The 19,295-nt window shown below is 60.4% G+C and carries 12 protein-coding genes and 2 tRNA genes; 3 read left to right on the forward strand and 11 right to left on the reverse strand.

Annotation, left to right across the window (positions count from 1 at the left end):
• Nucleotides 1-10 precede the first annotated feature (10 nt).
• The 4 genes from QRN10_RS00075 to QRN10_RS00090 all read right to left on the reverse strand — a co-directional run bounded on the left by QRN10_RS00075 (nucleotide 11) and on the right by QRN10_RS00090 (nucleotide 7,379).
• Complete coding sequence (locus QRN10_RS00075) at nucleotides 11-3,301, reverse strand: transglutaminase family protein (RefSeq protein WP_285427664.1); 3,291 nt, start codon at nucleotides 3,299-3,301, stop codon at nucleotides 11-13.
• A 188-nt stretch (nucleotides 3,302-3,489) separates the two neighbouring features.
• Nucleotides 3,490-3,939 (reverse strand): hypothetical protein, encoded by a 450-nt coding sequence (locus QRN10_RS00080; protein ID WP_253510176.1) that lies wholly within the window; start codon nucleotides 3,937-3,939, stop codon nucleotides 3,490-3,492.
• A complete protein-coding gene (ssp4, locus tag QRN10_RS00085) occupies nucleotides 3,936-4,868 on the reverse strand; it encodes an Ssp4 family T6SS effector (protein ID WP_181080457.1) in 933 nt (310 codons plus the stop codon). The genes QRN10_RS00080 and ssp4 overlap by 4 nt, the downstream gene beginning before the upstream one ends.
• Before the next feature lie 207 nt (nucleotides 4,869-5,075).
• Complete coding sequence (locus QRN10_RS00090; RefSeq protein WP_181080458.1) at nucleotides 5,076-7,379, reverse strand: YgiQ family radical SAM protein; 2,304 nt, start codon at nucleotides 7,377-7,379, stop codon at nucleotides 5,076-5,078.
• A 206-nt stretch (nucleotides 7,380-7,585) separates the two neighbouring features.
• Between QRN10_RS00090 and QRN10_RS00095 the strand changes: the two genes are divergently transcribed.
• The gene (locus tag QRN10_RS00095; RefSeq protein WP_285427665.1) at nucleotides 7,586-11,518 is read left to right on the forward strand and encodes a dermonecrotic toxin domain-containing protein; all 3,933 of its coding nucleotides are present in this window, start codon (nucleotides 7,586-7,588) and stop codon (nucleotides 11,516-11,518) included.
• A 2-nt stretch (nucleotides 11,519-11,520) separates the two neighbouring features.
• On the opposite strand, the gene dnaB is transcribed toward QRN10_RS00095, so the two are convergent.
• From dnaB to rnr, 7 genes are all read right to left on the reverse strand, one after another.
• Complete coding sequence (dnaB, locus tag QRN10_RS00100; RefSeq protein ID WP_034095616.1) at nucleotides 11,521-12,918, reverse strand: replicative DNA helicase; 1,398 nt, start codon at nucleotides 12,916-12,918, stop codon at nucleotides 11,521-11,523.
• A gap of 110 nt (nucleotides 12,919-13,028) precedes the next feature.
• On the reverse strand, nucleotides 13,029-13,475 hold the full coding sequence (rplI, locus tag QRN10_RS00105) for a 50S ribosomal protein L9 (RefSeq protein ID WP_003171376.1): 447 nt from the start codon (nucleotides 13,473-13,475) through the stop codon (nucleotides 13,029-13,031).
• 18 nt (nucleotides 13,476-13,493) lie between these two features.
• Entirely contained in the window at nucleotides 13,494-14,387 is an 894-nt protein-coding gene (locus QRN10_RS00110; protein WP_181080460.1) for a YybS family protein, read from the reverse strand.
• Between the two features lie 36 nt (nucleotides 14,388-14,423).
• The gene (gene rpsR, locus QRN10_RS00115) at nucleotides 14,424-14,654 is read right to left on the reverse strand and encodes a 30S ribosomal protein S18 (protein WP_002551829.1); all 231 of its coding nucleotides are present in this window, start codon (nucleotides 14,652-14,654) and stop codon (nucleotides 14,424-14,426) included.
• A 28-nt stretch (nucleotides 14,655-14,682) separates the two neighbouring features.
• Nucleotides 14,683-15,105 (reverse strand): 30S ribosomal protein S6, encoded by a 423-nt coding sequence (gene rpsF / locus QRN10_RS00120; protein WP_003236224.1) that lies wholly within the window; start codon nucleotides 15,103-15,105, stop codon nucleotides 14,683-14,685.
• Between the two features lie 200 nt (nucleotides 15,106-15,305).
• On the reverse strand, nucleotides 15,306-16,070 hold the full coding sequence (gene rlmB, locus QRN10_RS00125; protein WP_181080461.1) for a 23S rRNA (guanosine(2251)-2'-O)-methyltransferase RlmB: 765 nt from the start codon (nucleotides 16,068-16,070) through the stop codon (nucleotides 15,306-15,308).
• Nucleotides 16,067-18,700, reverse strand: coding sequence for a ribonuclease R (gene rnr / locus QRN10_RS00130; RefSeq protein WP_181080462.1), 2,634 nt, complete (start codon nucleotides 18,698-18,700; stop codon nucleotides 16,067-16,069). The genes rlmB and rnr overlap by 4 nt, the downstream gene beginning before the upstream one ends.
• Nucleotides 18,701-18,924: 224 nt before the next feature.
• Here rnr and QRN10_RS00135 point away from each other — a divergent pair.
• Together QRN10_RS00135 and QRN10_RS00140 are read left to right on the forward strand one after the other, a co-directional pair.
• Nucleotides 18,925-19,011, forward strand: a tRNA-Leu gene (locus tag QRN10_RS00135).
• 178 nt (nucleotides 19,012-19,189) lie between these two features.
• Nucleotides 19,190-19,276 (forward strand) — tRNA-Leu (locus tag QRN10_RS00140).
• Nucleotides 19,277-19,295 lie beyond the last annotated feature (19 nt).

Genomic DNA, 19,295 nt, shown 5'->3' on the forward strand with positions numbered 1-19,295 from the left:
TCAATCGCAGTCAGTCATTCTTATTGGCAAAGCGTCGTAGATCCAGGGTCATCGGTAATTCATCGTTGATCACGATGGTCGGTACGGGGAGCTTTCCGGGTGTATGGCCGAGCCGGAAAAACCGCGCCATGCGCCGGCTCTCCGCCTCGTTGGCATTCACCGGCAAGCTGTCGTAATTGCGCCCGCCCGGATGCGCAACATGGTACTGGCAGCCGCCCAGCGAGCGCTGCATCCAGGTGTCGAGCAGGTCGAACACCAGCGGCGCATGCACCGGGATGGTCGGTTGCAGGCAGTTGGCCGGTTGCCAGGCGCGATAACGCACACCCGCGACGAACTCACCGACACGACCAGTGGGTCGCAGCGGCACCGGGATGCCGTTGCAGGTCAGCAGATAACGTTGTGGCGGCAGACCGGTGAGCTTCACCTGCAGGCGCTCCAGGGACGAATCCACATACCGCACCGTGCCGCCCGCCGCGCCCTCTTCGCCCAGTACATGCCAGGGTTCCAGGGCCTGACGCAATTCCAACTCGATACCGCTGACGGCATAGTCGCCGACCTTGGGAAAACGAAACTCCAGGTGCGCGGCGAACCATTCGGCGCGCAACGGATACCCGGCGGCGTTGAGTTCGACGATCACGTCGGCAAAATCCTGCTCGATAAAGTGCGGCAACAGGAAGCGGTCATGCAGCTCGGTGCCCCAGCGCGCCAGTTTGGCCGGTGCGTAGGGTTCGCGCCAGAACCGCGCGACCAAGGCGCGCAACAGCAGTTGTTGGGTCAGACTCATGCGCGCGTGGGGCGGCATTTCAAAGGCACGCAGCTCCAACAGCCCCAGGCGGCCGGTGGCGCCATCGGGGGAATAGAGTTTGTCGATGCAGAATTCGGCGCGGTGGGTATTGCCCGTCACATCGATCAGCAGATTGCGCAGCAGGCGGTCGACCCGCCACGGCGGGCATTCCTCACCGGGTTCCGGCATTTGCGCAAAGGCGATTTCCAACTCATACAGCGCATCGTTGCGCGCTTCATCCACACGGGGCGCCTGGGACGTGGGGCCGATAAACAGCCCGGAAAACAGGTAGGACAGCGACGGGTGGTTATGCCAGTAACTGATCAGGCTGCGCAGCAGGTCCGGGCGGCGCAGAAACGGCGAATCCTTGGGCGTGGCGCCGCCAAGCACGAAGTGGTTACCGCCGCCGGTGCCGGTGTGGCGCCCGTCGATCATGAATTTCTCCGTGGTCAGTCGGGTTTGCCGTGCCTCTTCGTAGAGAAACTCGGTGCGTTCCACCAATTCGTCCCAGGTGGCGGACGGTTGCACGTTGACCTCGATCACGCCCGGGTCCGGCGTGACCCGCAAGTTGCTCAGCCGCGTATCGGCCGGTGGCTCATAGCCTTCCAGCAGCAGCGGGCAATGCAGCTCTTGCGCGGTTGCTTCAATGGCGGCGACCAGTTCCAGATAGTCTTCCACGCGCTCCAGCGGCGGCATGAATACGTACAGCCGCCCTTCGCGAGCCTCGGCGCACAGCGCGGTGCGGGTCAGCCAGTCGGCGGACTCGTCCACCTGCGGCACACGTTCGTCGCTGAGGGCCGGCTCGGCATGGTTGTGCAACTGCGCATTGCCCGGCAGCTGCGGCAGGTCCTGGTTCGGGTCGGTGGGGTGCACAAACGGATACTCCGCCGCCGTCACCCAGGGCTGCGACGCCAATGGCAGGCGGTAGCCCAGCGGTGAGTCCCCCGGCACCAGCCGGCAATGGGTGTCGCGCAGGTACCAGCGCCCGCTCTGCCAGCGGTCGTTGGCCGCCGTGCGCGCCAGAGGCAGCACATGGCCGATGACTTTATCCAGGCCCTGGCTGAACACTTTGCGCAGGCGCTCGCGTTCAAGTTCGTCGCTGAGTCGCGGGTCTTTGGCCGTGACGTTCTGCGGCAACGCACCTTCGCGCCACAGGTAATAAAAATGATCCTCGAAGGCCGGGAACACGAAACGCGCCGGCAACTTGAGGCGCTCAGCGACGCTGGCCAGGAAGCGCCCAGCCAACTCGTCATTGGCGCCGTAGTCCTGCTGCTCGTCGGCGATCAGCGCGCGGTTGTGCCAGATCGGCACACCGTCGCGACGCCAGTAGCAATTGAGCGACCAACGCGGCAGTTGTTCGCCGGGGTACCACTTGCCCTGGCCGAAATGCACCAGGCCCTGAGGCGCGTAGTGCTGGCGCAGGCGCTGGAACAGTTCGGCGGACAGGCGCCGCTTGTCCGGCCCCAGCGCGGCCGTATTCCACTCAGCGCCGTCGGGATCGTCGATGGACACGAAGGTCGGCTCGCCGCCCATGGTCAGGCGCACGTCGTGCTTGAGCAGGTCGCCGTCGATCTGCCGACCCAGGGCCTGGATCGCACGCCACTGCTCGTCGGTGTAAGGCTTGGTAACGCGCGGCGCCTCCCAAATCCGCTCCACCGACATTTCATGAGTGAATTCGCACGCGCAGGGCTCCACCAGCCCACTGATCGGTGCGGCAGAGGATGGATCGGGACTGCAGGCCAATGGGATATGCCCTTCACCGGCGAACAGACCGGAGGTGGCATCCAGGCCGATCCAGCCGGCACCGGGCAGGTACACCTCACACCAGGCGTGCAGGTCGGTGAAGTCCACATCGGTGCCGGACGGGCCATCCAGGGCCTTGACGTCGGCGGTGAGCTGGATCAGGTAACCGGACACAAACCGCGCCGCCAGCCCCAGGTTGCGCAGTAATTGCACCAGCAGCCAGGCCGAATCGCGGCACGAGCCCGAGGCGTTTTCCAGGGTGAATTCCGGCGTCTGCACACCGGGTTCCATGCGGATCAGGTAACCGATGTCCGCCGCCAGGCGCTGATTGAGGCCCACCAGAAAGTCCACCGCCGGCAGTGGCGTGCGGTCGATCCCGGCCAGGTAGGCGGCGAACCTGGGCGTCAGCGGCAGCGTCTCCAGGTACGGCGCCAGCTCACGCTGCTCGTCGGCGGCGTAGGCAAAGGGGATGTGTTCAGCGTAGGGCTCGAGGAAAAAGTCGAACGGGTTGAACACCGCCATCTCGGCTACCAGGTCAACTTCAATGCGCAGTTCAGCGGTTTTTTCCGGAAACACCAGCCGCGCCAGGTAATTGCCTTGGGGATCTTGTTGCCAATTGATGAAGTGTTGCTCGGGCAGCACTTTCAGCGCGTAGGACAAAATCCGCGTACGGCTGTGGGCCGCCGGACGCAAACGCACGATCTGCGGGCCGAGTTCGACAGCACGGTCGTAGCGGTAATGCGTAACGTGGTGCAACGCGACATGAATCGACACGGCGGCCTCCTGCGAGCCAGGGCATGGGCACAACGCGCGCAAGACTTATGCCAGGGCGGCGGTCATTGCGCTTTATCGTACGGCCCGGTGCAGTACAGCACCAAAACGGCGCCATCGTAGGGGGCAATGGTGCAAGCGTTGCACCTATTTGTGACGCGAGTACGCGAATGAAGGGCAAATCCAGCCAATCAACGGGCTTTTCGCTGCGCAACGACGGCTTGGCGCAGACGACGTATTTCGAGGAGTCTGTGGCGCATTTCGCGGTGGCGCTTGCTGTTGAGCAGTAGCAACCCCAGCAACGGAAACAGCACTGCCGAGCCGTATACCAGCAAGTGAAGGTCGTATTGAATCATCGGCACGACGAATAACAGGCAGCACACCAGGTAGCCTGCCACCAGCCTGGTCGCCCAGGGATAGCCTCGAGCGATCATCACGTTGCCAAACACCAGCACCGCCACCAATACCAGGATCGCAGCCCCTGAATAGCTGGACTTGAGCGCGGGATCAACTCCGCGCAGGTACGTCACGCCCGCCATGGACACTGCGGCCGAGCCGGAAAAGATCGCCATGAACACGGTGCCGATGAATACGGGAAAATAACGCGCCAGGAAGCTGCCCATGTCGGGAAAGCCCTTCATTCCGTCAGATCCTCGTACAGGCCGATCGCAATGGTTTCGGCCGAGCCCACATGGCCGGTTCGATAGCTGCCCCAGATCCCCAACAGCCCACCCAAGGCATCCTTGATCTGAGTCAGGGTGGCATGGCGGATTTCCGTGGAGCTGTAACTTTTGGTCAGCTTGCCGGCACGCTGCTGCAATTTGATCAACTTGGGTGTCAGGCTCGGGTCTCTCAGGCTGAGCAACTCCTTGGTCAATTTCTTACGCTCCTGGCGCGTCAGGCCTTTGAGCAACTCGTACCAGCTCTTGCCCAGTGCGGCGGCTTTCTTGGCCTTGAGCAGCCTGAACGTAGTCAGGGCGCCGGTGCCGATGCCCACCAGCGAGGCGGCATCGAGGACCGGGGAAACGGCGCCATACCATTCGGCATCGTCCATACGGTCGTTGGCGTCAGGATCAAGCACTTCGTTGTACGTGCGCGCCACGCCAAACCCACACTGAGCACTACTGGCCAATGCCGCCGTGACGCCGATGCCCACCACAAACGCGCTGGCACCGGCGGTGAACGGTACAGCGACGCTGCCGCTGAACACCACAATCCAGCCAATCACCGCCGCGCCACAGGAAAGCCCCATATCGAACGCTTCCTTCTGGAGGCGACCTTCACGGGGGTCGGTCTTCACCTGCTCCACAAACTGGGCAGGTGAAATGTACTTCTGCGCCTCGCGCAAGATGATGCGCTTGGGCTTGATGCTGCAGATCGGCTTGAACTCGCGCAGGGTGACGACATTCAAGTCGGCGTCGATGTACACAACGCCAGCGCCGACGATGCCGGGGTCGGCATCAATGGCCGCGAACAGGCGTGGCAGGTTGATCTGGCTTTCGATGCGCTGGCGGGCCATGAACTGGGAGCGGTTGGAGTCCATGCCGATGCCGGCCAGGGGGTTGCCCATGAGGTGTTCTTCCTTGAAAGGTGGAGACTGGACTGACGCTATCGGGGGCAAGCCCCCTCCCACAATTGGAGCGTGAACGCGATCAAGTGTGGGAGGGGCTTGCCCCCGATAGCGATTTAATGAGCGCCACCTTACCAAACAGCCTCACCCCCGACCAGAAAGCAAAACGCCAGCACAAGGCTGGCGTTTTGCATTTTCAAACGACGATCAACGCGGCACCACCGGCTTGCGGGCTGGCTTGCCGCCCTTGCCCTTGGCCGCATCGCTACGTTCCTTAGCCGCCTGCTTGTTACGTGCCTGCGCCGCCGCCTTGGCTTGTTCGCGCTTGTCCCACGGGTTGCTGCCGTCGCTGCCACGGGGTGGCAGGCCGGTGTGCTGGGTGAGGATTTTGGTGGTGGTTTCCTTGGCGACCTTATGACTGCCGGCCGGCGTCGAGTTTTTGCGACGGGCACTCTGGTAGCTGTCGGTGCTCGGCTGGTGCAGCGGGATCAACTGGTCCTTGCCCGGCCCGATCAAGTCGGCGCGGCCCATGCGGGTCAGCGCTTCGCGCAGCATCGGCCAGCCTTTCGGGTCGTGGTAGCGCAGGAACGCCTTGTGCAGACGGCGCTGCTCCTCGCTCTTGACGATGGTCACCGCGTCGCTCTTGTAGGTGACCTTGCGCAGCGGGTTCTTGCCCGAGTGGTACATCGCGGTGGCAGTCGCCATCGGCGACGGGTAGAACGCCTGCACCTGGTCGGCACGGAAGCCATTACCCTTGAGCCACAGGGCCAGGTTCATCATGTCTTCATCGGTAGTGCCAGGGTGGGCGGCGATGAAGTACGGGATCAGGTACTGCTCCTTGCCCGCTTCCTTGGTGTACTTCTCGAACATGCGCTTGAACTTGTCATAGCTGCCGATGCCCGGTTTCATCATCTGGTTGAGCGGACCTTCCTCGGTGTGTTCCGGGGCGATCTTGAGGTAGCCACCGACGTGGTGGGTGACCAGCTCTTTCACGTATTCCGGCGATTCCACGGCGAGGTCGTAGCGCAGGCCGGACGCGATCAGGATCTTCTTCACACCCGGCAACGCACGGGCACTGCGATACAGTTGGATCAACGACGAGTGGTCGGTGTTCAGGTTCGGGCAGATGCCGGGGAACACGCACGATGGCTTGCGGCAGGCGGATTCGATTTCCGGGCTCTTGCAGGCGATGCGGTACATGTTCGCGGTCGGGCCGCCGAGGTCGGAGATCACCCCGGTGAAGCCTGGGACTTTGTCGCGGATTTCTTCGATTTCGCGAATGATCGACTCTTCGGAACGGTTCTGGATGATGCGACCTTCGTGCTCGGTGATCGAGCAGAAGGTGCAGCCACCGAAGCAGCCACGCATGATGTTCACCGAGAAGCGGATCATGTCGTAGGCCGGGATCTTCTCCTTGCCGTACGCAGGGTGCGGGACGCGTGCGTAAGGCATGCCGAACACGTAGTCCATTTCTTCGGTGGTCATCGGGATGGGCGGTGGGTTGAACCACACGTCCACTTCGCCATGCTTCTGCACCAGGGCGCGGGCGTTGCCTGGGTTGGTTTCCAGGTGCAGCACGCGGTTGGCGTGGGCGTAGAGCACCGCGTCGTTGCGCACTTTTTCCACCGACGGCAGGCGGATCACGGTCTTGTCGCGGGTCATCTTCGGGCTGGCCAGGATCTGCACGACCTTGGCTTCGCTCGGGTCTTCGACCGGGCCTTTTTCCTGCTCGATGGCGCAGGCCTGGGTGTCCTGGGTGTTCACGTACGGGTTGATGATCTTGTCGATCTTGCCCGGACGGTCGATGCGGGTGGAGTCCACTTCGTACCAGCCCACCGGCGTGTCGCGGCGGATGAACGCGGTGCCGCGCACATCGGTGATGTCTTCGATCTTGTGGCCCCACGACAGGCGCTGGGCGACTTCGACGATGGCCCGCTCGGCGTTGCCGTACAACAGGATATCGGCGGTGGCGTCGATCAGGATCGAGTTGCGCACGCGATCCTGCCAGTAATCGTAATGGGCGATGCGGCGCAGGGAGGCTTCGATGCCGCCGAGTACGATCGGCACGTTCTTGTAGGCTTCCTTGCAGCGCTGGCTGTACACCAGGCTGGCGCGGTCCGGGCGTTTGCCGGCCATGCCGCCGGGCGTATAGGCGTCGTCGGAACGGATTTTCTTGTCGGCGGTGTAGCGGTTGATCATCGAGTCCATGTTGCCGGCCGCGACACCGAAAAACAGGTTCGGCTCGCCGAGCTTCATGAAGTCGTCTTTGGACTGCCAGTTCGGCTGCGCAATGATCCCGACGCGAAAGCCCTGGGACTCCAGCAGCCGGCCGATGATCGCCATGCCGAACGACGGATGGTCAACGTAGGCATCACCGGTGACGATGATGATGTCGCACGAATCCCAGCCAAGCTGATCCATCTCCTCCCTGCTCATGGGCAGGAATGGCGCAGGACCGAAACATTCGGCCCAGTACTTGGGATAGTCAAATAACGGCTTGGCTGTTTGCATGACGGTGACCGGTGTTGAGATGAAAAATCGCGGGCGCGGAATATAGCACAAAATTTGACCAATTCCGACGACAGTGGTCGGCTTTTAAGTCCGGCCGTTTAGGATTCATTTTTGTCCCGGCGACGGGGGCTATTCCACTGACGACGATTCGAAAAGTTAATGGGTAGCCTGAGGCAGATCAACCACTGCCCTCCAGGATCGGATCTATGCACACCCTCTCGCCTCACCATGAATTCATCACATCTGAACTGCCCGCCTGGCTTCATCAGGCGCCGCCCGAAGTGCGCGCCGATTTTCGCGACAGCCTGCTCGGCAGCAACCAGGCCCGACATGACCTGCAGGCGCTTTTCAATACGCTGCAAAGCCCGGCGGCATTTGCCGCCCCCCTGCTGCGTGAAGCGCTGAAGACATGGTTCTTCGGCATGCTGAAGGACGAAAACGCGCTGTTGGTGCGGGAATGGAAGCATCACCACCTGTTAGGCCTGATCAGAAACCACGAGAAAACCACCCGCCAAACACTGCTGGAAGCGGCCCTGCAAAACTTCGAAGCCGAGGAAGCCGCAGAGGACGGCATGGAAAAAGGCACCGGGCTTTACAACATCAACGATAAAGTCGAAACGCTTTCGCCTGCATCTCCCGCCACATTCGCCACTATGTGCCGCAGCCTCGACCTTGGGGCGCACTATCTCAAGCACATCAAAGATGTACTTGAGCCAACGGCCAACACCACGCGCACCGCCGCCCAAGTCCTCGCACTGTTCGATGCCTGTGAACGGCACGCCTTCGGCGTCGCCTTGCACATCGCCTACATGCAGCGGCAATTCACTCCCCGACAATATCTGCAACTGCACAGCCTCCAGCGCACGGGCAATCACATGGACATTACGTGTGGCCACCTGACCCTCAATGGTGTTGTATTGCCCAATGTGCTGATCATTGAGGCATCGGCGATCTGTCTTCCGTTTATCCTCTACACTCCCCATGACCCCCTGGCGATCTTTCGCCAACATGCCACCCAGGAAGACCTGCAGCACAGTCTCGCCGAGCGCCTGGAAGACAATACTTATCGGGTTTTCTTCAACCGCCTCGTGCCCTTGCAACACCAGCAAACCCTGCTCGGCGTAACCCCTGCTTCGGTCACGGCCGGCAGGCAGCAGCGTGCCAGCCTGCAACAGCGGGTCAGCCTGACACCGATCCGCACACGCCTGTTCCTGTGCATGGCCAAGCGACGCATCGCGCAAATCAAGGGTGACGCCCGCATCCTGGCGGTCCCCACGGCCGACGCCGACCTGATGAGCCGGCAGAAACGCCTGCAGGGCTATATAGACTTGGGCAAATCACTGCTGTTCTTTGCCGCGTCGTTCATTCCGATTGTGGGTGAGGTGATGTTGGTGGTGGCGGCCGGTGAACTGATTCATACCGTCTATAACGGGTTCGCCGCCTGGAGCCGGGGTGACAGCGACGAAGCCTTGAACGACTTTCTCGATGTAGCCGACAACATCGCCCTGGCGGCAGCCACCGCCGGTGCGATCAAAACCGCCGGCGTTGCCACCCGCCTGGTGAAAGTGCAAGTGCGCAACCAGGGCTGGCGGCTGTGGCACAGCGACATTGCCCCCTACCGTCACACAACGGCGCTGCCGGACAGCCTGGTGCCGGATCCCCAAGGTATGTACCAGCACGAGCAGCAACACTTTGTGAAGCTGGATGACCAGGCGTATGCCGTGGAACGCACCCCTGACGCCAAGCACTGGCAATTGTCGCACCCCAACGACCCTCAAGCGTATTCACCGCCCTTGTTGAGTAATGGTGTGGGCAACTGGCGCACCGCGCATGAATCACCGCACGACTGGAACGATCTCAAACTGATCAAGCGTATGGGCCCCGATGCCGCCAACCTCACACAGCCGGTCGTGGAACCTATTTTGCTGCTCAGCGGTGCCGATACCGGCGCACTGCGCCAGAGCCATCTGGACAACGTACGGCCGCCGCCCTTGCTGCGTGACACCGTCAAGCACTTCAATCTGGAACAAGAAATCAACGACTTCGACATTGACCGTGCAGAAGGCAAAAGCGTCACGCCGTACTCGCCCTTCATACAGTTTCATCTGGCGTGCGGACTGCCGGAGTGGCCCTCCAACTATGCGCTGAAGGTCGTTGACGAACAGCAGAGCGTTTTACTCAGTCACGGCACAGGCCCCAACGAAATCAAGGTACCCGCCTCGCGCTTCAGAAAGGGAGAGCTGTTGCATGTGCTGGAACAGCAAATGCCGCAGACACACTTCAATAAACTCATACCGAAGCTCTATATCGACTACCTCAGCAAAACAGAAAACCTGGCCATGCATCTTCAGGAGCAGGTGCCGCAGCAAAAGCAGCGGCTATTTTCCCTACTCATCCAATCGGGTGAAAAACCACTCACTCCGGTTGAGGAGGACATACACGCAGTCATGCCTGAGCTGACGAAAAGCCATCGCGAAGAGATCGGGGCTACGCTCAATCATGACGAGCAGCAAAGCCTGCGCCAGAACCAGCGCCTGCCGCCGGAACAACAGTGGGAGGCCGAGCAATACCTCAAGTCGATACGCACAGCCAATGTGCAAAAAGGCATTTACCTCGACTCGATGCAAACCCCTGAAAGCGTACCGCTGATCCTCCATGCCCTTGAGCAGACGCCGGGTTGGCCGGGATCGCGAAAAATAGAGGTATACGATGCCAGTAACAGCGGGCCGTTGCTGGGCAGCATCGGCAGTGGCGAGGGCAGCGCACGACACATCCTGATCCGCCAGGGCGAACAGTACGCGGTTCAAAACAGCCAGGGCACGCAACTGCAACCACCTGACACTCTGTTCAGCGCCTTGGAACACACGCTGTCCAAGGCTGAACTTGAAACGCTTCTGAGCCAGTCCGGGGCCGGTAGCCTGAAGCAGGCGATCCGCAAAAACAGCCTGACGTTGACGGCCAGGCAAACGTCTCACTACGCCAGGCTTTCAAGCCAGGCGATGGCCGACGCCCCAAGACGACCACTGAACCCGCAGTTCGCCGAAACGGCTCCGCCGGCGGGCATGACCGTGCGTACCGACGGTATCTACCAAACGCCTGCCCGTGCGGACGGCAGCCATGACCATTACATCCTGGAGAGCGAAAAATACTACCGCGTCAAACCCGGTGGCGACGGCTGGCAGCTGGTCGATGCCCGCAGCCCATTCAGAGGCTACAAACCCTATGTACACAGAACCCCTGACGGCACTTGGGCGATCAATCCAGCCAAGGGCGGACTGCCGGGTGGCATGCAAAACTCGCAGGTCCCTTTGCTTATCAAAATGGAATCCAGTGACGGGTTTGAGTCGGCACACTCATCCAGCGACTACGAGTCGGCCGAGGAAGGCACAGTGACGACGCGCTTCACACAACAGGAACTGCGGCAGATGCGTTCCGATGGCAGCTATCAACACAGTCAGAATTATCGACGCATTTACGATCGGGCGAACAATGGCAGGTACCCGCTGCGTAACCTCCTCGGCCAGCCGATGCGCATCCGAAGCCTGCAAACCCGCAGCAAGTCGCTCACGTCAAATGCAACATTTTCGAGCGACCTGATAAAGCCCTATATTCGATGGGAAGGCTACGAACAGGTAGCACGGCTTTATGAAGATAAACTTGAAGTAACGCCCTTTACTGCCGCACATCAGAAGGCCCCTGAGGAGTCGGTGATGATCGGCGAATCCACCGTGATCACCAGGAAGCCCATCAAAAAAGGCGAGACGCTCGGCGTCTATGGCGGGGAGCAAGTACCTGACGTTGTAGCGGGTTATCGAAGGGATCCATATTTGTTGGATATCCGGGCGCCCACCTCGCCCCCAACCGCCGACGTGCCGAACCTGTCGGGGGATAACGTGCTTTCGAGGATCAACACGATTTTCGAGTACGAGGCGGGTCAACCGATCAGACAAGCTGCGACGGGATACAACGTTGAAGTTGCACGGTTTACCGTAGAGACCCAAGTCGGCGACGAGCCGCGGCAGGAGTTCGCATTGTCGGCATTTTTTGCCAGCGAGGATATTCCAGCCACCGCTGAGTTGCGCTGGAACTACCAATACAACGAAGCCACGATCAACGCACTGTTCGGCCCGCTGGCCTGAGATTACTCGTCGTCGTCGAAGTTATAGCTACCCGGCGCGAGGTTCTCGAAGCGCGTGTACTTGCCGATGAACGCCAAGCGGATAAAGCCGATCGGGCCGTTACGCTGCTTGCCGATGATGATCTCGGCAATGCCTTTGTGTTCCGTTTCGGGGTGATACACCTCGTCGCGGTACACGAACATGATCACGTCGGCGTCCTGCTCGATCGCTCCGGATTCCCGCAAGTCGGAGTTCACCGGACGTTTGTTGGGGCGTTGTTCAAGGGAGCGGTTGAGCTGGGACAGCGCCACCACCGGGCAGTTGAATTCCTTGGCCAGGGCTTTCAAGGAACGGGAGATCTCGGAAATTTCGTTGGTGCGGTTATCGCCGCTGGACCCTGGAATCTGCATCAACTGCAGGTAGTCGATCATGATCAGCGCGATATCGCCATGCTCGCGGACCAAGCGTCGGGTACGCGCCCGCATCTCGGAAGGGCTGATGCCCGCCGTGTCATCGATAAACAGCTTGCGGTCGTTGAGCAGGTTGACCGCCGAGGTCAGGCGCGGCCAGTCGTCGTCTTCCAATTGGCCGGAACGTACCTTGGTCTGGTCGATGCGGCCCAGGGACGAGAGCATACGCATGATCAGCGATTCGCCTGGCATCTCAAGGGAGTACACCAGCACCGTTTTATCGCTGCGCAACACGGCGTTTTCCACCAGGTTCATCGCAAAGGTGGTCTTACCCATCGAAGGACGGCCGGCCACGATGATCAAGTCGGCCGGTTGCAGGCCGCTGGTTTTCTCGTCAAGGTCGGTGTAGCCGGTGGAAATACCGGTGATGGCCGCATCGGTGTTGAACAAGGTGTCGATCCGGTCGATGGCCTTGGTCAACAGCTCGTTGACGCCTACCGGGCCGCCGGTTTTCGGCCGGGCTTCGGCGATCTGGAAGATCTGGCGCTCGGCCTCATCGAGAATTTCTTCGGCGGTGCGGCCTTCGGGGTTGAAGGCGCTGTCGGCAATTTCGGTGCTGATGCCGATCAACTGACGCAGCGTGGCGCGCTGGCGAACGATCTGCGCATAGGCCTTGATGTTGGCGACCGACGGCGTGTTCTTGGCCAACTCGCCCAGGTAACCGAGGCCGCCGACCTGGGAGGTCTGGCCTTCCTTGTCCAATTGCTCGGCCAGGGTCACCACGTCGATCGGTGAGTTCTGGTCGGCCAGCTTGGCGATGGCGCGGAAGATCAGGCGGTGGTCATGACGATAGAAATCACCGTCCGAGACTTGATCCAGCACGCGTTCCCAGGCGTTGTTATCCAGCATCAAGCCACCGAGCACGGCCTGTTCGGCCTCGATGGAATGCGGCGGCACCTTCAGGGCAGCGGTTTGCAGATCGTATTGCTCAGGAGCGGAAATATCGTTCATGGCCACTTGGAATTCGGGGTGTGTAGAAAAACAAAAGGCACGACCTGTAAACAGGATCGTGCCCGATGTTAACCGCCTGGCACGCGAGGTGCCAGCCGATTAGGTGCTGCTTAAGCTGCTACCACGACAACGCGTACGGTGGCTTCAACTTCGGCGTGCAGGTGCACGGCTACGTCGAATTCGCCTACGTTGCGGATGGTGCCGTTCGGCAGACGAACTTCGCTCTTCTGCACTTCAACGCCGGAGGCGGTCAGTGCATCAGCGATGTCGTGGGTGCCGATCGAACCGAACAGCTTGCCTTCGTCACCGGCGGTGGCAGTGATGGTCACTTCCAGCTCAGCCAGTTGGGCAGCGCGAGTTTCGGCCGAAGCTTTTTTGTCTGCTGCGGCTTTTTCCAGCTCAGCGCGACGTTCTTCAAACGCAGCCAGGTTGGCAGCGGTTGCAGCGGTGGCTTTGCCGTATGGCAGCAGGTAGTTACGACCGTAGCCGGCCTTAACGTTCACTTTGTCGCCCAGGTTGCCCAGGTTGGCGACTTTTTCCAGAAGGATCAGTTGCATGTGAAAATCCTCTAACTTTTAACCTTCACCGTTCGCGTTATCGGCGTCTTTCGGCGCCAGACGACCGCGAAAATCAATCAGGCCGTCGACAATGGCCAGGACCACGAGTAACGGATAAATCAGCTGCATGAACAGCAACAGCGTGACGTACAACCCCACCAGCCAAAACTTGGCCAGGCGCTTCTGCGCGGCGAGCCCATGAATCAGGGCCAGCCCGGCAAACACCAGCGGTACACTGCAAATCGGCGCCAGCAGGGCCATCTGTGGACCGAAGTTCGGTCCGACAACCATGCACGCCAGCAGCAACATCGCCGGCCCCGCGGGGATTCTGATACTGCGAAACTCGCGACCAAAACCACCCGGGTTGTACAACAACGCCTGCCAATAACGCCCAAGAATCAGGCTCAGCACGCTGACGACCTGCAACAGTGCCGCAATCAGGCCGGTCAGGACCGGGGCAATCAGTGACGCGAACCGCGCTCGCTCTTCTACCGACAATTGCTGGTAGAGATCCCCGAGGGCCAGCGGCAGGATCTTGACGATCTCCTGCGCCAGCGCCTCGATTTGCGGGCGGAAAGCCGCGCCAAGCATCACTGAGTACACCAACCCCACTGCCACGCTGACCAGCAGCGTACGGACCCAGGACTCACTTGCGCGCAAAACCAACGCAAGGCTCGATGACCCCAGCAGTACCAGAAGTACTCGTGGATCACCCATTTGCAGCCACCAGATCAAGGCCGGCAACAAACCCAGGGCAAGAACGCCGAGGGCGTCCTTCAAACCGCGCCGCAGGAGCACAAGGCAACCCGCGGCAGCACCCAACCAATAAAGCAACGGCAATGCCGCACAGCCAGCCACTACCAGAGTGGCCTGCATACGACCGCGCATGATGAACTCAGCTAAGGCGCGCATGCATTCAATCCCTTACTACTTGTCGACTGCCCGGTCTCAGCGGCCGTGGCTGTCGGTGTAGGCCAGCAGGGCCAGGAAGCGGGCGCGCTTGATAGCGGTGGCCAGCTGACGCTGATAACGTGCTTTGGTACCGGTGATACGGCTTGGAACGATTTTGCCGGTCTCGGATACGTAGGCTTTCAGAGTGTTGAGATCTTTGTAATCGATCTCTTTCACGTCTTCAGCGGTGAAGCGGCAGAATTTACGACGACGGAAGAAACGTGCCATTTGATAGGCTCCTTAAAAGGTCCGTGGATTACTCGTCAGCGTTATCGCTGTTGTCGCTGTCATCACTGTCAGCGCTATCAGCGCCTTCGTGCTCAGGACGGTCGCGACGCTCACGGCGCTCACTGCGGTTTTCTTCAGCCTTGAGCATCTCGGATTGGCCGGTGACGGCTTCTTCGCGACGGATGACCAGGTTACGGATCACTGCATCGTTGTAGCGGAAGTTGTCTTCCAGCTCGGCCAGGGCCTTGCCAGTGCACTCAACGTTCAGCATCACGTAGTGAGCCTTGTGAACATTGTTGATTGCGTAGGCCAGTTGACGACGGCCCCAATCTTCCAGACGGTGGATTTTGCCGCCGTCTTCTTCGATCAGCTTGGTGTAACGCTCAACCATGCCGCCGACTTGCTCGCTTTGATCCGGGTGGACCAAAAAGATGATTTCGTAATGACGCATGAATGCTCCTTACGGGTTGTAGCCTGCCGCTCAAAAACGGTCAGACAAGGAGTGAATGACACTTATGGATCTTGCCGCAGAGAGGCACATCGGTGCCTGCCAGGAAGGCAAGGGGCGCAATAGTAGAGGAGCAGGGGGGAAGCTGCAAGCTACAAGCTACAAGTGGTCAACCACCGTGCTGTTAACTTGCAGCTTGAAGCTTACGACTTGCGCGAAGCGACTGCCTTTTTGGCCCCACGCTGACGCTGGGCTTCGAACAAGCACACGCCGGTCGCGACCGATACGTTGAGGCTGCTGACGCTGCCGGCCATCGGCAGATGCACCAGGTAATCGCAATGCTCACGGGTCAGGCGGCGCATGCCTTTGCCTTCGGCGCCCATGATCAGGATGGTCGGGCCGGTGAGGTCCTGGTCATAAATGCTGACTTCGGCCTCCCCTGCCGTACCCACGACCCAAAGGCCGCGCTGCTGGAGTTTCTCCAGGGTGCGCGCCAGGTTGGTCACGGCCACCAGTGGAATCACTTCCGCCGCGCCGCAGGCCACTTTACGCACCACCGGCGTCAGGGTTGCCGACTTGTCCTTAGGCACAATCACCGCCAACGCGCCGGCGGCGTCCGCCGAACGCAGGCAGGCGCCGAGGTTGTGCGGGTCGGTCACGCCGTCCAGCACCAGAAGCAGCGGTGCACCTTCGGTACGATCGAGCAACTCGTCAAGCATTGCCTCGCCCCAAACCTGGCTTGGGCTGACATCCGCAACTACACCCTGATGAACACCTTCGACCCACGCATCCATCTCGCGGCGTTCGGCCTGGCCGATAGCGACGCGGTTTTCATTGGCCAACTCGACCAGTGCCTGTACGCGCGGTTCGCTGCGACCTTCCGCCAGCCATACCTGTTTGACGCGCTTTGGATGGTGCCGCAGCAGTGCTTCTACGGCGTGTACGCCGTAGATTTTTTCCAGACTCATGACTTGGCCTTAGGTTTGCGCGACCCGCCGCTTTTCGCGGGGGCCGAACCCGCCTTGGGCGGGCCTTTACGGTGTTTACTCGGCTTGCTCGACGGCTTTTCGGCCCCTTGGGACTTTCCCCCAGACGCCGCTTTACCACCGCTTTTGGCTTCGTTAAGCAACTGCTGCTTCAACTCACGGCTCTTGCGCAGCTCGGCGTTTTTCGCTGCTGCATCGCTTGGGCGGTAGGCTTCGGGCGCTTTGTCCTTGGTGGAGGAGCGACGACCAGCCTTGGCTGGCGCAGGCTCGGTGGCCACGGCTTTCGCTGGCGCCCCTTTGCCTTTGGAAGCAGGTGCAGCGGTTTCAATGCCACGCTTTTTGCGACCCGCCGGTTCGGCCGGTTTGTCAGGCATGCCGAAGTCGATCTTGCGCTCATCGAGATCGACGCGCATGACCTGCACTTCCACGGTGTCGCCCAGGCGGAAACTGCGACCGCTGCGCTCGCCCGCCAGGCGGTGATGCACAGGATCGAAGTGGTAATAATCGCCCGGCAAGGCGGTGACGTGCACCAGGCCCTCGACATAGATGTCCGTCAGCTCGACGAACAGACCAAAACCGGTCACGGCGGTGATCACGCCCGGGAACGATTCGCCCACGCGGTCTTTCATGAACTCGCACTTGAGCCAGTTCACCACGTCGCGCGTGGCTTCGTCGGCGCGGCGCTCACTCATGGAACACTGCTCGCCCAGCTGTTCCAGGGTCGCTTCGTCGTACGGATAGATCCGTGCCTTTGGAATGCTCATGGCACCGGCGCGCTTGACGTGCGGGGTGTTCATCTTCGAATGGATCACGCTGCGGATAGCGCGGTGCGTGAGCAGATCCGGGTAACGACGGATCGGCGAAGTGAAGTGGGTGTACGCCTCGTAATTCAGGCCGAAGTGGCCCTGGTTGTCGGCGCTGTATACCGCCTGGCTCAGGGAGCGCAGCATCACGGTCTGGATCACATGGTAATCCGGACGGTCCTTGATGCTGGCCAGCAAGGCCTGGTAGTCCTTCGGCGTCGGCCCCTCCTTGCCTTTGTGCAAGGACAGGCCGAGCTCGCCGAGGAACGCGCGCAGTTTTTCCAGGCGCTCCGGCGGCGGGCCATCGTGCACACGGTACAGCGCAGGAATCTCGTGCTTTTTCAGGAACTCAGCGGTGGCCACGTTAGCGGCCAGCATGCATTCTTCAATCAGCTTGTGTGCGTCATTACGGGTCGTCGGTGTGATCGCCGCAATCTTGCGCTCGGAACCGAAGATGATCCGGGTTTCCTGGGTTTCAAAGTCGATCGCGCCACGCACATGACGTGCGCCCAAGAGCACCTTGTACAGCGCATACAGCTGCTTGAGGTGCGGGACCACGCCGGCGTACTCGGTACGCAGGGCTTTGGCTTCGCTGGTCTTCGGCGTCTCCAGGATGGTGCTGACCTTGTTATAGGTCAGTCGGGCCTGGGAATGGATGACCGCCTCGTAGAACTGGTAGTCGGTCATTTCGCCGGTTTTCGAGATAGTCATCTCGCACACCATGGCCAAACGATCGACTTTCGGGTTCAGCGAACACAGGCCGTTGGACAATTCCTCCGGCAGCATCGGGATCACGCGCTCAGGGAAGTACACCGAGTTGCCGCGCACCTGGGCTTCGTTGTCCAGGGCCGAGCCGATCTTCACGTAGCTGGAAACGTCGGCGATCGCCACGTACAGCTTCCAGCCACCGGAGAACAAACGCAGCTTGCCGGGCTTGGCTTCGCAGTAGACCGCATCGTCGAAGTCGCGGGCATCTTCACCATCGATGGTGACGAACGGCAGATGGCGCAGGTCGATGCGCTTCTCTTTGTCCTTCTCTTCCACTTCCGGCTTGAGCTTGCGTGCTTCCTTCACCACGGCCTCAGGCCAGACGTGAGGAATGTCGTAGGTCCGCAGCGCGACGTCGATTTCCATGCCGGGCGCCATGTAGTTGCCGACCACTTCGATGACATCACCCTGAGGCTGGAAGCGCGGGGTTGGCCAGTGGGTGATTTTCACCTCGACGAACTGACCGACCTTGGCGTTGGCATTACGGCCAGGGGTGATCAGCACTTCCTGCTGCACCTTGGGGTTGTCCGGCACAACAAAGCCGATGCCGCCTTCTTCGAAGTAACGCCCAACGATGGTCTCGTGACCACGGGACACCACTTCGACAATCACGCCTTCACGGCGACCGCGACGGTCAAGGCCGGAGACGCGCGCCAGGGCACGGTCGCCATCGAACACCAGGCGCATTTGCGCCGGGCTCATGAACAGGTCGTCACTGCCGTCGTCGGGGATCAGGAAGCCGAAACCGTCACGGTGGCCGGCAATGCGGCCGAGGATGAGGTCGAGCTTGTCCACCGGCGCATAAGTGCCGCGGCGGGTGTAGATCAGTTGAGCGTCGCGCTCCATGGCGCGCAGGCGGCGGCGCAGGGCTTCGAGCTGGTCTTCGGTGGTCAGACCGAACTCTTCAACCAACTGCTCGCGGCTAGCAGGCGAACCTCGATCGGCGAGATGCGCCAGGATCAGTTCGCGGCTAGGAATAGGGTTTTCATATTTTTCCGCTTCACGAGCGGCCTCGGGATCGAGGGACTGCCAATCGGCCATTAGAGAGTTTTCACCTTGTCTATATGCGGGTTAGTTTGGCATACGCGTATTGAAACGGGAAATTTCAGGCGTCAACAAGCGTTTAAAAGCCTTTTAAAGCCGCCGACGAGCACCTTGCACGACCACTGGCGAAATTTTCCAGGCTTTTTTCATGGCGGGGGTTTACAGCTCAAAATCCGCTCCGTATAGTGCGCGCCATCGACGACGGCAACGTTGAAGATACTGCCCAGATGGTGAAATTGGTAGACACGCCAGCTTCAGGTGCTGGTGGCCGCAAGGCCGTGGAAGTTCGAGTCTTCTTCTGGGCACCAATTCAAAACTTGAGGTTTACCTTGAGTTTATCCAGAAACCCGCGAAAGCGGGTTTTTGCGTTATAGGCCTTTGTTTTTCAAAGGAAAACTTGATTTATATTTTTGAATCAGGGGTTTACAGATCAAAAAGCGCTCCGTATAGTTCGCTCCATCAACAGCGGCAACGCTGCTTGAGATTGCCCAGGTGGTGAAATTGGTAGACACGCCAGCTTCAGGTGCTGGTGACCTTACGGTCGTGGAAGTTCGAGTCTTCTCCTGGGCACCACATTCAGATCAAACCCGCG

It is taken from the genome of Pseudomonas sp. lyk4-R2A-8, assembly GCF_030209095.1.
GTDB lineage: Bacteria > Pseudomonadota > Gammaproteobacteria > Pseudomonadales > Pseudomonadaceae > Aquipseudomonas > Aquipseudomonas quebecensis.